Raw genomic sequence first — 14,939 nt, 5'->3', positions numbered from 1 at the left:
CTTACCAGGTTACCGTCATGGTCACCGTATCGGCATAGGCTCCAGCAGCCGGGGTGGTACCTGAAGATGGCACCAGACCATAGACGGTTAATGGGACGACCGCACCGGTACCGGTACCGGCAAGAACGCCAGTGGTGTTGTTCCACGTGAGCGTATGAGCGGCATCTTGATAAAGGTTATAGCTGATGTAAGCAGGAACACTGCTGGCCATCCGACGTTGACCACTGGAGGCGTTTAACCCGTTATCCAACGCAACGGTATACGCGGTACCGTCGGTGCAGTTCAGCCCGATCGAACTGCCCGCGCCAGCGGTGCCGGTTGAGCTGGCGGTGATGATGTTGGCCAATGAGGAGTAGGTGCCGAAACTGATAGAACCAAAGTTGTTGACGGTTCCGGTTGAGGTACCACCGGTAACGACACAGCCGTTACCTATGGTTAACGATACGCCGAGCGTACCTTGAATTGTGCCTGCGTTAGCTGCGCCATTTGCGCACAGCAGGGTGGCTACCGAGGTCAATGCCATCAGAATCTTTTTCATATTAGTTTCCTTGCTGTGTAAGGGAGAACCCCACAAAATCGCCACCCGAAAACGGGTTGAACGCATTAATTTATTTACAGCTTAATTAATAGAATAAGAACTCGAAATTGTCTTGGGGAAAGGCCGAAAATTTTCTTTGTTTTTGAAAGATGTCGCTATCTTCCAGCATCTCAAGGGGATAATGATTAGTTATGGAAATGATTAGAATAATAATACTTACGTATAGGAATATTATTAGGAGGATTAACCAGCCGGGGATTGACCGGCCAGTTAGGGCAAACATGGGATTATTGTTGGTGGAAATCCAGCACGCCGTCACGGACCAGTTCGCGCGGCAGGTTGTTTTTGATCCGGCTGCCAATGCGCTTGGCGATGCCTATCGGTTGTTGTTGATAGGTGACAATGCATTCATCGATCTGCGGCGGCAGTTCCGGGTACAGATCGCGGCCGTGGAACCACTCTTGTGCCAGCGCGGCATTCAGTTCAAAACGCTGTTTGCTATCGTCCATCGCCAAGGCGATAACAGCTTCGTGTTGCCAGCGGTAACCCTTGGTGAAACGCTCGGCCAGTTTCAGCCCGATGCGTGAGAATCGCACTTTATTGACCAGTGCCTCCAGTTCGGCGGGGAACAGCCAAATCTCCTTATCGCGCGCCCACAGACGACTGCTTTCATCCCAGGACAGGCCGGAGGCAGCGGCGGCCTGGGCAATGTCAGCCGAGTCCTTGCCGGACAGCGGGGTAAACGGAAACTTACCCAGTTTATAGTTTGGTTTTGCCAGTGGGGCAACGGAGTGGTGCTTACGCAAACGTGCCACGAAGAAGCCTTCGCTGTCGTAGATTTGCGGGAATACGTGCAGGAAACCTTCGGCAGTTAACGCCTGTTTAGCGCCGGGGAACAGTTCACCCAGCGGTTCAATGCTGACTGCATCGCCGTAGGCTGCCAACAACCCGTTGACGATTTGCTGATTCTCTTGCGCGTTGAGTGTGCAGGTGGAATAGACCATCACCCCGCCGGGGGCCAGGGCATGGAAGGCACTGTCGATCAATTCGCGCTGAGTGTCCGCTATGGCGGCAACGCTTTCCAGCGACCAGTTGCTCATGGCGTCTGGATCTTTGCGCACCACACCTTCACCGGAGCAAGGCGCATCCAGCAAAATGGCGTCAAAGCTTTCCGGTAACGCAGCACCGAAGACCCGACCGTCAAAGTGAGTTAACGCCACGTTTTTTACGCCACAGCGGCTGATATTGGCGTGCAGCACTTTTACCCGACTGGCGGAGTATTCGTTAGCCACGATACCGCCCTGGTTATTCATCAAGGCAGCAATTTGGGTGGTTTTTGATCCCGGTGCAGCAGCGACGTCCAGGACCCGTCGTGGCGTTTCCGTGTCAGCGAACAGTGCGCTGACAGGTAGCATCGAGCTGGCTTCCTGAATGTAAAACAGGCCACTCAGATGTTCCGCCGCGCTGCCCAAACGCAATTCTTCATCTTTTCGTTCTATCCAAAAGCCTTCAGCACACCAAGGGATAGGCTCTAATTGCCAGTCATAGTCCTGCACCAATACCAGAAAGTCAGCAACGCTGATCTTCAGGGTATTGACCCGTAGGCTACGGCGTAATGGGCGTTGGCAGGCGGCAATGAAATCGTCCATCGACAGGTCGGCGGGCATGATGGCGCGCGTCGCGTCGAGAAACGCGGGCGGCAAAAAAACGGAGGCAGGTTTGGCCACGGGTGAGCTCTCTGGCAGCAGTCAAAATAAGGGCGGGAGTTTATCACAAACCTGAGAACAGTAGGGGCCCAGCATTGCTGAGCCCCTGACGATGTTACGAAATTACTCTTTAGGGATTGCGGTGCCCCAAGCTTTCCAATCCTTCGGTTCTTCAGCATTCAGCATAAAGTGCTTGTTCGGCGTCGACTTCGGTGCCAGAGGAATGCTTGGCGGTGTGGCAAATGCAATGCCGCCGCGAATGAACTGTTGGAATGTCCCACTCTTGATGACGCCACCGGTCAGACCGAACTGCAGGTTATAGCCGGAGGCCAGCCAGAATACGCTGTTGTTACGCACCAGATACTGGTATTTCTTGCTGATGCGCAATGCGACGTGAACGCGATCGGACATGGTGCCCAGATAGAAACCGGTAACAGTGCCGACCTCCACGCCGCGGAACAATACCGGCGTGCCGATTTGCAGCGACCCGGTTTCTGCTGCGTCGAGGATAACGCTCAGGCCGTCCAGGTAGCGTGAGTCGGTAATACTGGCTTCCTGCAGTTCAAAGCTGCGCAATTCGCGCCCACGACCCGGTTCAACGTTAATGTAGGGCTGTAGCAAGGTGTCGAGATTGCTCACCCCGGCTGCGGAAATCTCCGGTGATACGATGGAGAAACGGCTGCCCAGGCGTGCGAAGGTTTGCACGTATTCCGGGTACAACACCGCTTTGGCGAGCACTTCATTGCGTTCAGGTGCCAATTTCAATGAGTCCACCTGGCCGATATCAATACCGAGATAACGCAGCGGCATACCGGGTGACAGCTTACTGGCGTCATAGGTTTTCAGGATAATCTGGCTGCCCACTGCACGGGCGGCAGTTTCTGTGGCGTACAGCACGCGTTTGGCGCCTTTGTCCAGCGTCACGCCTTGCAGGTTGTCGAAACTGATGGCCCCTTTCAGTGCACGGTTGAGTGGCGATGCCTGAACCGTCAGGCCGCTACCGTTCAATTGCACTTTTGCGCCGCCTTCTGCCCAGAAAATACTTTCGTTAGTCAGTAGTTTACGGTATTCCGGGCTGATATAAACATCGACCTCAAATTCGTTGGCTTTGGGCCGCACGTTAACGATTTCGCCTACCTGGAATTTACGGTACAACACGACCGATCCTGCCTGTACGTCTGGCAGACTGACCGCCGTCAGTGTCAGGGTAGGGGTCGGGCTATTGCCGATGATGCCGGCCTCTGCCTTTTCGCTATTGCCATATAACGGATACTGGCTGACAGCGTCGCCTTTGCTGCCGGGAATGATACGCACACCGCCGTCCAGCCATTCCTGGGCACTGGCACCAAGAACCTCCATACCATCCAGCCCCAGCTTGACGTCAACGCGGCTATTGACCACGAACTTACTGTCTTTATGCAACAGGCTGCGATATTGCGCTTCAATGGCGGCGGTAAACACCACGCCGTTGGCGGTCAGGGCGCGGCTCATGATCTGGCCAACCTTGACGCCATGCACAACCAGCGGTTGGCCAACGTCGATGCCGTAACTTTGCGGTGCGTTGAGCGTCACAGTCAGGACGCCAGGCTGTTGCAGCAACGTTTCGCTGCTATCGAGAACGTTGAAATGTTGTTGTGGTTCGCCTTCACCTGGCACCAGCTCCAGCGTGTTGCCCGTCAGCAGTTGGCTGAGTTTGGCGTCGTTGAGGCTCAACCGTGGGCTGCGCATGACGATCCGCGTGCCGCTACGCATCAAATCCACGACCGCGGGATCGATAGTCAGTTCACCGGTGACCTTGCTGTCCTGTTGCAAGGTTAACTTGGTCAGGGTGCCCACCTGTAACCCTTGGTAAATCAGAGGGGTACGGTTTTCGGCCAAATTGTTACCGCTCGGCAGATCCAGCGTGATGTTGACGCCGCGCTGGCTGTGCGCCAAATCGGGATACAGGGTATAGCTTTGATCGGCTTTGGCCTGCGGGGCATCGAGCGGTGAATCAAAAGCAATGGCGCCATTGACCAGGGCTGTCAGGCTTTCCATCTGCACTGACGCGCCTGCCAGGCTAAAATCGCCTTTGAAGCCCGAGACGTTCCAAAAACGGCTGTTGCCTTTGACCAGATTGGCAAAGCGGCGATCGATCAGCACGTCGATAGTGACACCTTTATTGCCCTCGGAGATGGTGTAGTCATATACCTTGCCGACGGGGATTTTACGGTAGTACACCAGCGAACCGGTATTCAACGAACCGAGATCGTCTGCGTGCAGGTGTATCATCAGTTCGCCGGTGTTCAGCCGGTACTTGGGCTGGGTATCGAGTGCGGTAAAGTGGGTTTGCGGCTGCCCGCTGCCTGGCATCATGCCGATGTAGTTGCCGCCGACCAATGCATCCAAGCCAGATACCCCCGCCAGCGAGGCTTTCGGTGTCACCAGCCAAAACTGAGTGCCGTCGCGCAGTGAGTCTTCGAGGTCACTTTTGATACTGGCTTCGACCACGATACTGCGCAGATCCTTGCTCAGGCTGATGCTTTGTACGGTACCGACTTCCACCCCTTGGTAACGCACAGGGGTACGCCCGGCGATAATGCCTGCGGCAGACTGGAAGTCTATGGTTACCGTGGTGCCACGTTCCTGGACGTTGTTATAAACCAACCACCCCGCGATCAGCAGGGCAATAAACGGCAGTAACCAGAATGGCGAAATACGGCGCTTGTTTTTGACCCGCGCCTCAGTCGGTGTATTCGGCGTTTCCTGTTGCATGTGCATCCCAAATCAATCGGCTATCCAGCCACTCTACGGCAAGAATAGTTAAAATAACCGCAGACCCAAAGTAAAAGGCAGCCGGTCCCATAGTAAAAGATAACAATTGGTCGCGATTCACCAGCGACATCATTAACGCAATAACAAACAGATCGAGCATCGACCAGCGTCCGATCCAGGTCACCAGACGCAGTAGGCGGATACGTGTTTTCAAGCTGTGCGAGGTCTTGAAATGAATGCTGAACAGCAAGGTAATCAGCACAATGACCTTAGTAAAGGGCACCAGGACGCTGGCAATGAAAACGATAGCGGCAATAGGCGCATTGCCCGAGGTTGCCAGCGAGACGACACCAGAGAAGATGGTATCTTCCAGGCGCGCACCGTTGGCGTAAATAATGGATATAGGCATCAGGTTGGCCGGGATCAGCAGAATCATTGCTGCAATCAGAGCGGCCCAGGTTTTTTGCAGACTATATGGCTGGCGATGGCACATCGGAATATGGCAGCGTGTGCAGCGGCCGCGTTCGTCAGGATAGCCGGTAAAATGGCAAGACAAACAGACATGCAGCGCCGCCGGCGGACCTTCCGGCTGTTCCTGCGGGTAATAACGCTCCCACAATTGCTCCAAATTGACATGGATCAGCGTCAGGATACTGAGCAGAGTGAGCGACAGGTACGCAATCAGCGCGCTGCCGGCCTGAATGTCGGCGTACTCTTTGACCTTGATTGTCGCAACGGCCATGCCGATCAGGTAAATATCGAGCATGACCCATTCTTTCAATCGGTCCAGCATCAGCAGCACCGGCCGTAGATTCATGCCCAGCGCGTGGCCAAACCGCAGGTAAAGCAGTGACAGGGCCAGGGTCAACGGGGCGCCAATGGTACAAAATGCCACCATACTGGCGGTGATGGGATCGCCCTGACGGCTCATCTGCCAGATACCTTCCAGTAGGCTGGCGTCAATACGCACCCCCAGCAAACGGATGCTGATCAATGGTTCACTGAAGGCGAAGGGCATTAACAGCAACATCGTGACTGCCATGGCGGTGAGCCGGGTCATTGACCAGTCGCGTCCACTCACTACTTTTGCATCGCAACGCGGGCAGTAAGCGGCCTGGTTACCGCTGAGTGGCGGCAACACGAAGAGCAGGTCGCATTCGCAACAACGTTGGTGGCGAGCTTTGGAAAGTGGTGTGGTGATCGCGTGTATTTTCATCATGACAAAAGCTGCCCTAGAGCCCGCCGGATTTCATAGCGTAGCTGAAAAATAAACCTGGTCTAACCTGCTGATGATAAAGCTCAGGGCGGCAACGCAGGGAAAACAGGGTTTCTGCGAGGCAAACATACCTTGCCCGGCAGGGGTTTGTGAAGCAACAGTTCAACAACCCCGTGGCGATTGGCATTTAATGCCTATGGGGCGCAGGTTGGACAATGGCTTTACAAACACCGGCAGAGAATATCCAATGCATTGATATAAAAAGAATAAAGCTTATTTCATTCAGTAAGGTGACTGCCGGGCTAACTTGTTGTTTCAAAACGTCTCATGATTGCTTTGGACAACCCGATGTAATAGCAATTATGCTGAGGGTCAGCTGGCAGAAAAATGGCAAGACAGCAAAACTACCTGCATGATATACAATAGAAAATCAAATAACTTGTCGCTCATGCGCATTATGACTGACCCCCTGTGTTTCTTTTAATATTAGACACAGGAATAGAAAACCATGGTTAACAGATGACAAAAGAAGAGTTCTACACAGATTTAAAACGTGATTTGGGTGCGCTGCTCGACGGGGAAACCAACTTTATCGCTGCGTTGTCCAACGCCAGTGCGTTGATCAATGAGCGTCTTGACGACGTCAATTGGGCGGGTTTTTACCTGATCGACGGCAACCAACTGGTGCTCGGTCCGTTCCAGGGAAAAATCGCCTGTGTGCGTATTCCTGTGGGTAAGGGTGTGTGCGGTACCGCGGTGGCGGAAAACCGCGTTAAGCGGGTTGGCGATGTCCATGCGTTCCCAGGCCATATCGCCTGCGATGCGGCCAGTAATGCAGAAATTGTGCTGCCGCTGAACGTTGGCGGTCATATTATCGGCGTTCTTGATATTGACAGCACAGTTTATCAACGTTTCGACGAACAGGACGAAAGGGGCCTGGAAGCAGTGGTGGCGGGGCTTTGCGCGCAGCTGGAACAGTGTGATAGTGCGAAATATGTCACTGTGACAGCAAGTTGATCTACGGTTAACGTGGCATTTACCGATGGCGTCATTATAATGACGCCTGTTCATGCCTGCGCTGGTTGGCAAACCCGTTGTAATCAGGAAATTTCATGGAAAATCAACCTAAGTTGAACTCTAGTAAAGAAGTCATTGCTTTTCTTGCCGAGCGTTTTCCGCTCTGCTTTAGCGCCGAGGGCGAAGCTCGCCCGTTGAAAATCGGTATTTTTCAGGATCTGGTCGAGCGTGTTCAAGGGGAAGAAAACCTGAGCAAAACGCAATTGCGTTCTGCTCTGCGCCTGTACACCTCAAGCTGGCGTTATCTGTACGGTGTCAAAGTTGGCGCACAGCGCGTCGATTTGGACGGCAATCCGTGCGGTGAGCTGGAACAGCAGCATGTCGATCATGCCCGTCAACAGCTTGAAGAAGCGAAAGCGCGCGTTCAGGCACAGCGTGCCGAACAAAACGCGAAAAAACGTGAAGCTGCCGGTGAATCAGCCGACGCGGAACCACGCCGTCCGCGCCCTGCAGGTAAAAAACCTGCCGTGCGTCGCGAAGGTGGAGCCGCACAGGAGAACCGCAAACCGCGCCCACAAACTCGCCCACAGCCAGCTCGCCAACCTCGTCCAGTAAAAGAGGAAAGCCAGCCGCGTCATGTGCCAGTCACGGATATCTCTAAACTGCAAATTGGCCAAGAAATCAAAGTCAGAGCAGGCAAGAGCGCGATGGATGCTACCGTACTCGAAATCGCTAAAGATGGCGTACGTGTGCAGCTCTCTTCCGGTCTGGCGATGATTGTGCGCGCAGAACACTTGCAGTTCTGATACGGAGGCCAACCAAGGCATGAACAAATTTGTCAGATTAACAGCAGTCGCGGGTCTGTTGTGGGCGGGTGTAAGTTACGGAGCGGACACAGCCAACATCCGCATCGATCAACTGCCGCAGCTTCAGCAGGAACCGCAACATGCTACTGTGAGTGAGCGCGTAACGTCGCGCTTCACTCGCTCTCATTACCGCCAGTTCTCCCTCGACGCGGACTTTTCAGGCAAGATATTTGATCGTTACCTGAATATGTTGGACTACAGCCATAATGTGTTGTTGGCCTCTGACGTGGCGCAATTCGCTAACAAGCGCGATCAGCTTGGCGAAGAACTGAAAAGCGGTAAGCTGGATACGCCATACGCGCTGTACAATCTGGCCCAGAAACGCCGTTTTGAGCGTTACACCTATGCCTTATCGCTGCTGGAAAAGCCAATGAGCTTCACCGGCAACGACACTATCGATCTCGACCGCAGCAAAGCGCCGTGGCCGAAAGACAAGGCCGAACTGGACAGCCTGTGGAATGCCAAAGTCAAATATGACGAGCTGAACCTCAAGCTGACCGGTAAGACCGACAAGGAAATACGCGACACGCTGACCAAACGCTATCAGTTCGCTATCAAGCGCCTGACGCAAAGCAACAGCGAAGACGTATTCCAACTGGTAATGAATGCCTTTGCGCATGAAATCGACCCACATACCAATTACCTTTCTCCGCGCAACACCGAACAGTTCAATACCGAAATGAGCCTGTCATTGGAAGGCATTGGTGCTGTGTTGCAGATGGATGACGATTACACCCTCATCAATTCTATGGTGCCAGGTGGCCCGGCGGCGAAGAGCAAGGCGATCACCGTAGGTGACCGTATTGTTGGCGTTGGCCAAGCAGGCAAACCTATGGTTGATGTGATCGGCTGGCGCCTGGATGACGTGGTTTCCTTGATTAAGGGGCCAAAGGGCAGCAAAGTGCGCCTGGATATCCTGCCGGCTGGCAAAGGCACCAAAACACGGGTGGTTACGCTGACCCGTGAGCGCATCCGTCTGGAAGATCGTGCGGTGAAAATGACCATCAAGACCGTCGGCAATGAGAAAGTCGCGGTGATGGATATTCCCGGCTTCTACGTTGGCCTGACCGATGATGTGAAAGTGCAGTTGCAGAAGATGGCCAAGCAAAACGTCAAGAGCCTGATCATTGATCTGCGCACCAACGGTGGCGGTGCGCTGACTGAGGCGGTATCGCTGTCTGGCCTGTTCATTCCGAGCGGCCCGGTTGTGCAGGTACGTGACAACAACGGCAAAGTGCGTGAAGACGCAGACACCGACGGCGTGACCTATTACAAAGGGCCATTGGTGGTACTTGTTGACCGTTTCAGCGCCTCGGCATCCGAGATCTTTGCTGCGGCAATGCAGGACTACGGCCGTGCCCTGATCGTCGGTGAACCCACCTTCGGTAAAGGCACTGTGCAGCAGTACCGTTCGCTGAACCGCATTTACGATCAGATGCTGCGTCCGGAATGGCCGGCCTTGGGTTCTGTGCAGTACACCATTCAGAAGTTCTACCGCGTCAATGGCGGCAGTACTCAACGTAAGGGTGTGACGCCGGATATCCTGATGCCAACCGGTGTTGATCCCGCGGAAACCGGTGAAGCGTTTGAAGATAACGCGATGCCGTGGGACAGCATCAATGCTGCGACCTACACCAAAACCGGCGACTTGAAGCCGTTCGAACCTGAACTGCTGAAAGATCATGAGCAGCGCATCGCGAAGGATCCTGAGTTCCAGTACATCGCGCAGGATATCGCGCATTACAAGGCACTGAAGGACAAGCGTAACATCGTTTCACTCAACCTCGCCCAGCGTGAGAAAGAGAACCACGATGATGATGCTACCCGTTTGCAGCGGATTAATGATCGTCTGCAGCGTGCCGGTAAGAAGCCGCTGAAGTCGCTGGATGATTTGCCGAAGGATTATCAGGAACCAGACCCATACCTGGATGAAACCGTGCATATCGCACTGGATCTGGCGCACCTTGACCAGGCGCAGCCAGCGGCGGCGAAGTAACGCAGTCGAACATCAGCAAATGAAAAGCGCACCCAAGGGTGCGCTTTTTAATGGGCGCTCCTGAAGCGTTTTTCGACGTTAAACACAGGGTGGGAACATGATGGTGAGCAACTTAACTCCTGCAATGCGTACTCTGCTGCGGCTCGAAGCGCTGCTGGTTCTGATCCTGTCTGTCGCGATATATCATTACCAACACTATAGCGGGTGGCTGTTTGCCGGTTGTTTTCTGCTGCCTGATATTTCATTTATCGCCTATGCACTGGGTAAAAAGGCCGGGGCGCTCGGGTATAACATCGCACATTCCTATATAGGCCCGATACTCTGTGGCCTGGTGTTTGTCTGGCTCCAACAGCCGTTTTGGCTGATGGCTGCACTGATTTGGTGTGCGCATATCGGCTTTGACCGCACGCTGGGCTATGGGCTGAAATACGCTGAAGGATTTGGTTATACTCATCTCGGGCGTTTGAATAATAAACAGCGCTGATTTTCCGTTAGAAAACCCACCTCTTTATGCAACAATCGTTTACAATTTGAAAAGCATTGCTCGCGCGCCGTTTTTGTAAAGTTTCGTATTTTTAGTAGGTTAATGGCGTGGAACTCTTGAAACTGTGACGAATGCCCATACGATCTAGGGTATCCGAGACAGCGTTTTGTTAACATTTATGAGGAAGTAAACATTTTATGATGCGTATAGCTCTGTTCCTGCTCACCAACCTGGCGGTGATGTTGGTTTTCGGGCTGGTACTCAGCCTGACGGGAATCCAATCCAGTAGCGTTCAGGGCCTGATGATCATGGCTGGTCTGTTCGGCTTCGGCGGCTCGTTTGTCTCATTGCTGATGTCCAAATGGATGGCGCTGCGCTCCGTTGGCGGGGAAGTGATTGAACAACCGCGTAACGAAACTGAAAACTGGTTGCTGGAAACAGTACGCCGTCAGTCACAACAGGCAGGCATCGCCATGCCGCAGGTGGCGATTTACCATGCACCGGATATTAACGCCTTTGCTACAGGCGCACGCCGTAATGCGTCGCTGGTTGCTGTCAGCACCGGTCTGTTGCAGAGCATGAGCCGTGACGAAGCGGAAGCGGTTATTGCCCACGAAATCAGCCACGTTGCCAACGGCGACATGGTCACCATGACGCTGATTCAGGGTGTCGTAAACACCTTCGTGATCTTTATCTCACGTCTGATCGCGCAGGCGGCCGCAGGTTTCCTGGGCAACCGTGACGGCGAAGGGGAAGGCAACGGTAACCCGATGATCTATTTCGGTGTGTCGATGGTATTGGAACTGGTGTTCGGTATCCTGGCCAGCATTATCACCATGTGGTTCTCACGCCACCGTGAGTTTTACGCCGATGCCGGCTCTGCCAAACTGGTTGGTCGCGAGAAAATGATTGCGGCGCTGCAACGCTTGAAAACCAGTTACGAACCGCAGGAAGCGGGCAACATGATGGCGTTCTGCATCAACGGCAAATCCAAGTCGTTCAGCGAACTGTTCATGTCGCACCCGCCGCTCGATAAACGTATCGAAGCGCTGCGTTCAGGCCAGTACCTGAAGTAACCCTGATAACGCTAAAAACCCCGGCTTGCCGGGGTTTTTTTATGCCTGCTATTTGGCTTGTTGGTGGCTTTCTACCGGTTGTACCCGCGGTTGAGTAATACGCAAACTGCTGACCGCCGCCGCCAATGTGGCAAAGGTGCCCGCCAGGATCAGTGAGGCATGAGTACCTGAGGCAGGGAACAGGTTAAACATCAGCGCCACCAAGGCTGCGCCGGAGGTTTGCCCCAACAACCGCGCGGTGCCGAGCATGCCGCTGGCTCCGCCGCTACGGTTACGTGGAGCGGCGGAAATAATCGTGTGGTTATTGGGTGATTGGAACAACCCGAAACCAGCGCCGCACAGGACCATACGCCAGATAATATCCATGTCCGACGGGTTATGCGGCAGCATCGCCAACAGGAATAACCCCGATGCAAACACGGCCAGGCCGATACACCCGAGCAGCCCGGCGTGGACGCGTTCTACCAGCCGCCCTGCGAGGGGGGCCATGACGATAATGGCTAACGGCCACGGCGTTAGCAGCAGCCCGGTTGCGACCTCATCACGGCCCAACGTGCTTTGCAAAAAGAACGGCAATGAGACCATAGCCAACATCTGTGCCGCGAACGAACAAATTGATGTGCCCATCGACAGTGCAAAAATGGGGATGCGCAGCAGATCTACCGGCAGCAACGGGAATTCCTGGCGCAGCTGGCGGCGGACAAAGAAGAAGCCAATCACCAGCAGTGCTGCGATTTCGCTGAAAATCAACGTCAGGCTCTGGCCTTGAGCAAAGCCGCTGATGGCGGTAATCAACAACCCGAAGGTCAGCGCGTTCATCACGGCGCTGGTTGGGTCAAAGCGCTGGTTAGTGCTTTTCTGGCTATTGGCCGGAAGATATTTCATCCCCAGCAACAGCGCCACAATGCCGATCGGCAAGTTGATGGCGAACAACCATTGCCAGGACGCTACCGACAGGATCGCCGCCGCTACCGTGGGGCCTGCCGCCGAGGAGAAGGCGACAATCAGCGAATTGATGCCCATACCGCGCCCAAGGAAGCGCTGCGGATAGATAATGCGGATTAATGCGGTGTTGACGCTCATGATGGCGGCAGCGCCAAAACCTTGCAGCACGCGGGCGATGGTCAGTGTCGTCAGTGAGTCGGACAGGGCGCAAAACAGTGACGTAACGCTGAAAACCAGCAGGCCAGCCTGGTAGATGCGGCGATAGCCAATCAAATCGCCGAGTGAGGCCAACGACAGCAGTGAAATGGTAATGGCTAACTGATAGGCGTTCACTACCCAGATGGAGCTGGCTGGGCTGGCATTCAGATCGCGGGCGATGGTTGGCAGTGCCACGTTGGCAATCGCACCGTCGAGCACTGAAACGGTAATGCCCAGGGCAATGGCAAGAATAGCCCCATAGCGCTGCGGGACGGGGAGGCCGTCAGTACAAGGACGCATGTTGATCTCGGCGGTATTAATTCGGGGGAGTATTATCATGCTAATCATATTCGTCTGCGATTGCATCCACAGTTTCGCACGCAATTGTAATAACCAATGAGAGCGAAACGCCGAACCCTTTCCCTCTCAGGCATTTATCTCTTGGCTGGATTGCATGGTCTCTGAGGTACCGCGTATACTGAAACCCGTGTTCAAATTTCTTAAAACAGAAGCTGGGTAGGATATATGGTTAACGCAGATCCAGATAAGCAACCGGATGCCGTGTCGTCGGTGCTAAAGGTTTTTGGTATCTTGCAGGCGCTGGGCGAGGAACGCGAGATCGGCATTACTGAGCTTTCCCAGCGGGTGATGATGTCCAAAAGTACTGTCTACCGTTTTTTGCAAACCATGAAGTCCTTGGGCTATGTGTCACAGGAAGACGAGTCGGAAAAATATGCGCTTACTCTCAAGCTGTTTGAACTGGGAGCCAAGTCGTTACAGAGCGTTGATCTGATCCGCATCGCTGACGTCCAAATGCGTGAACTGTCGAATCACACCCGTGAAGCCATTCACCTTGGGGCATTGGATGAAGATAGCATTGTCTACATCCACAAAATTGATGCCATGTATAACTTGCGCATGTACTCTCGCATCGGCCGCCGTAACCCCCTGCATAGTACTGCGATTGGCAAAGTGCTGCTGGCCTGGCGCGATCGGGCGGAAGTAACCCACATCCTGTCGCAGATTGAATTTTCCCGCAGTACTCCGAACACCCTGACCGACGCCGCAGCGCTGTTGTCAGTGTTGGATCAGGTGCGTGAACAGGGCGTGGGCGAAGATATTGAAGAGCAGGAAGAAGGGTTACGCTGTATAGCCGTGCCGGTATTTGACCGCTTTGGCGTAGTCACTGCGGGTCTGAGCATTTCGTTCCCTTCTATTCGTTACTCCGAAGACGCGAAGGCCGATTACATCAAACGTTTGCATACCGCCGCGCGTAACATTTCCGAGCAAATGGGTTACCACGACTATCCATTCTGATCCCGTCGGTATAGGGCATTAAGGGCGCAGCCAGTCATGGCTGCGCCTTTATATTGTGGGCTTACGACGGCGCACCGGCATGCAGGATTAAAGCGTATCAACCTCAATGCGCAGGCTGTCGTGGCGCCAATATTCGATGTCGAAATCGAGAATGCGGCCTTGCTGATCGTAATTAAGTCGGCGCAGCAACAGTGCCGGCAGGCCAACCATCGCACCCAAGGCGGCAGCGGCATTGTGTGGCAGTGCGGTCGGGTAAAACGACAGGTGCATTTTGCGATAGGTCAGGTTGTAGTGTTGCTGATAAATCTCGGTCAGGCTGCCGTTGAGATCTCGGCGGAGTAGTTCCGGTACTCGCTCGGGCAGACAGTGATTTTCACAATAACAAATTGCCCGGTCATCGGCATAGCGCACACGGCGTAGCAGATAGATTTTATCCGATGGCGCTAATGCCAGCGGTTGCATCACATCACGCGGTACCCTGGTTTTTTCAGCCGATAATAGCGCAGTGCGGGCCACACGCCCCTGTTCCTGACACAAGCGGTGAAAGTTGGTGTTTTGCGTCGGATCTAACCACAGCCGTTCTGGCGTCACAAACCATCCCCGGCGATCGGCACGGTAAATGGCCCCGGTCGCTTCCAGTTGCGCCAGGCTTTCACGGACGGTAACCCGGGTCGTGGAGAAAATTGCGCACAGCTCGCGCTCAGAAGGCAGTTTATCTCCCGCCTGCAGTTCACCAAGAGTGATGCGCGCCTGTAACTGATCCTTGATTTGCAGGTAGTGGGGGATCTCGCTCTGATGTTCTTTCATTTCAACTCGCTATGGCATT

Annotated in this window: 12 protein-coding genes; 6 read left to right on the top strand and 6 right to left on the bottom strand. The window is 54.1% G+C overall.

Annotation, left to right across the window (positions count from 1 at the left end):
* Window position 1: 1 nt before the first annotated feature.
* The 4 genes from ACI2J2_RS07130 to yebS form a co-directional block, all read right to left on the bottom strand.
* Complete coding sequence (locus ACI2J2_RS07130; RefSeq protein ID WP_209632976.1) at window positions 2-538, bottom strand: spore coat U domain-containing protein; 537 nt, start codon at window positions 536-538, stop codon at window positions 2-4.
* Window positions 539-825: 287 nt separating this feature from the next.
* Window positions 826-2,265 (bottom strand): 16S rRNA (cytosine(1407)-C(5))-methyltransferase RsmF, encoded by a 1,440-nt coding sequence (gene rsmF, locus ACI2J2_RS07125; RefSeq protein WP_404759736.1) that lies wholly within the window; start codon window positions 2,263-2,265, stop codon window positions 826-828.
* Window positions 2,266-2,367: 102 nt separating this feature from the next.
* On the bottom strand, window positions 2,368-4,998 hold the full coding sequence (locus ACI2J2_RS07120) for an MlaD family protein (RefSeq protein WP_404759735.1): 2,631 nt from the start codon (window positions 4,996-4,998) through the stop codon (window positions 2,368-2,370).
* On the bottom strand, window positions 4,967-6,214 hold the full coding sequence (gene yebS / locus ACI2J2_RS07115; protein WP_209634183.1) for a membrane integrity lipid transport subunit YebS: 1,248 nt from the start codon (window positions 6,212-6,214) through the stop codon (window positions 4,967-4,969). Before yebS ends, ACI2J2_RS07120 begins: the two co-directional genes overlap by 32 nt.
* Window positions 6,215-6,733: 519 nt before the next feature.
* On the opposite strand from yebS, the gene ACI2J2_RS07110 reads away from it, so the two are divergent.
* The 5 genes from ACI2J2_RS07110 (at window position 6,734) to htpX (ending at window position 11,653) form a co-directional block, all read left to right on the top strand.
* Window positions 6,734-7,231: a GAF domain-containing protein gene (locus ACI2J2_RS07110; protein ID WP_404759734.1), complete on the top strand. Its 498-nt coding sequence runs from the start codon at window positions 6,734-6,736 to the stop codon at window positions 7,229-7,231.
* Window positions 7,232-7,326: 95 nt separating this feature from the next.
* A complete protein-coding gene (gene proQ, locus ACI2J2_RS07105) occupies window positions 7,327-8,037 on the top strand; it encodes an RNA chaperone ProQ (RefSeq protein WP_209632981.1) in 711 nt (236 codons plus the stop codon).
* A gap of 19 nt (window positions 8,038-8,056) precedes the next feature.
* Window positions 8,057-10,093, top strand: coding sequence for a carboxy terminal-processing peptidase (prc, locus tag ACI2J2_RS07100; RefSeq protein WP_209632982.1), 2,037 nt, complete (start codon window positions 8,057-8,059; stop codon window positions 10,091-10,093).
* Between the two features lie 97 nt (window positions 10,094-10,190).
* Window positions 10,191-10,577 (top strand): DUF4260 domain-containing protein, encoded by a 387-nt coding sequence (locus tag ACI2J2_RS07095; RefSeq protein WP_314592249.1) that lies wholly within the window; start codon window positions 10,191-10,193, stop codon window positions 10,575-10,577.
* 197 nt (window positions 10,578-10,774) lie between these two features.
* The gene (htpX, locus tag ACI2J2_RS07090) at window positions 10,775-11,653 is read left to right on the top strand and encodes a protease HtpX (RefSeq protein ID WP_209632984.1); all 879 of its coding nucleotides are present in this window, start codon (window positions 10,775-10,777) and stop codon (window positions 11,651-11,653) included.
* A gap of 48 nt (window positions 11,654-11,701) precedes the next feature.
* Here the strand turns inward: htpX and ACI2J2_RS07085 are convergent, their stop codons facing one another.
* Window positions 11,702-13,096 carry an MFS transporter gene (locus tag ACI2J2_RS07085; RefSeq protein ID WP_209634185.1) on the bottom strand — a complete coding sequence of 465 codons (1,395 nt, stop codon included), beginning with the start codon at window positions 13,094-13,096 and terminating at the stop codon, window positions 11,702-11,704.
* 225 nt (window positions 13,097-13,321) lie between these two features.
* On the opposite strand from ACI2J2_RS07085, the gene kdgR reads away from it, so the two are divergent.
* Window positions 13,322-14,113 carry a DNA-binding transcriptional regulator KdgR gene (gene kdgR / locus ACI2J2_RS07080; protein ID WP_404759733.1) on the top strand — a complete coding sequence of 264 codons (792 nt, stop codon included), beginning with the start codon at window positions 13,322-13,324 and terminating at the stop codon, window positions 14,111-14,113.
* A gap of 87 nt (window positions 14,114-14,200) precedes the next feature.
* Here the strand turns inward: kdgR and phnR are convergent, their stop codons facing one another.
* Complete coding sequence (gene phnR, locus ACI2J2_RS07075; RefSeq protein WP_265556170.1) at window positions 14,201-14,920, bottom strand: phosphonate utilization transcriptional regulator PhnR; 720 nt, start codon at window positions 14,918-14,920, stop codon at window positions 14,201-14,203.
* Window positions 14,921-14,939: the final 19 nt, after the last annotated feature.

Source organism: Serratia sp. NPDC087055, from assembly GCF_044900985.1.
Lineage (GTDB): Bacteria > Pseudomonadota > Gammaproteobacteria > Enterobacterales > Enterobacteriaceae > Serratia.
The sequence above is the reverse complement of the archived record's forward strand: the minus strand, read 5'-3'. Positions and strand labels throughout refer to the sequence as shown.

Excerpts from the sequence above, each read along its gene's own strand:
- ACI2J2_RS07130 (WP_209632976.1), bottom strand. The coding sequence starts at position 538 with ATGAAAAAGATTCTGATGGCATTGACCTCGGTAGCCACCCTGCTGTGC.
- ACI2J2_RS07120 (WP_404759735.1), bottom strand. The coding sequence starts at position 4,998 with ATGCAACAGGAAACGCCGAATACACCGACTGAGGCGCGGGTCAAAAAC.
- yebS (WP_209634183.1), bottom strand. The coding sequence starts at position 6,214 with ATGAAAATACACGCGATCACCACACCACTTTCCAAAGCTCGCCACCAA.
- ACI2J2_RS07110 (WP_404759734.1), top strand. The coding sequence starts at position 6,734 with ATGACAAAAGAAGAGTTCTACACAGATTTAAAACGTGATTTGGGTGCG.
- proQ (WP_209632981.1), top strand. The coding sequence starts at position 7,327 with ATGGAAAATCAACCTAAGTTGAACTCTAGTAAAGAAGTCATTGCTTTT.
- prc (WP_209632982.1), top strand. The coding sequence starts at position 8,057 with ATGAACAAATTTGTCAGATTAACAGCAGTCGCGGGTCTGTTGTGGGCG.
- ACI2J2_RS07095 (WP_314592249.1), top strand. The coding sequence starts at position 10,191 with ATGATGGTGAGCAACTTAACTCCTGCAATGCGTACTCTGCTGCGGCTC.
- htpX (WP_209632984.1), top strand. The coding sequence starts at position 10,775 with ATGATGCGTATAGCTCTGTTCCTGCTCACCAACCTGGCGGTGATGTTG.
- ACI2J2_RS07085 (WP_209634185.1), bottom strand. The coding sequence starts at position 13,096 with ATGCGTCCTTGTACTGACGGCCTCCCCGTCCCGCAGCGCTATGGGGCT.
- kdgR (WP_404759733.1), top strand. The coding sequence starts at position 13,322 with ATGGTTAACGCAGATCCAGATAAGCAACCGGATGCCGTGTCGTCGGTG.
- phnR (WP_265556170.1), bottom strand. The coding sequence starts at position 14,920 with ATGAAAGAACATCAGAGCGAGATCCCCCACTACCTGCAAATCAAGGAT.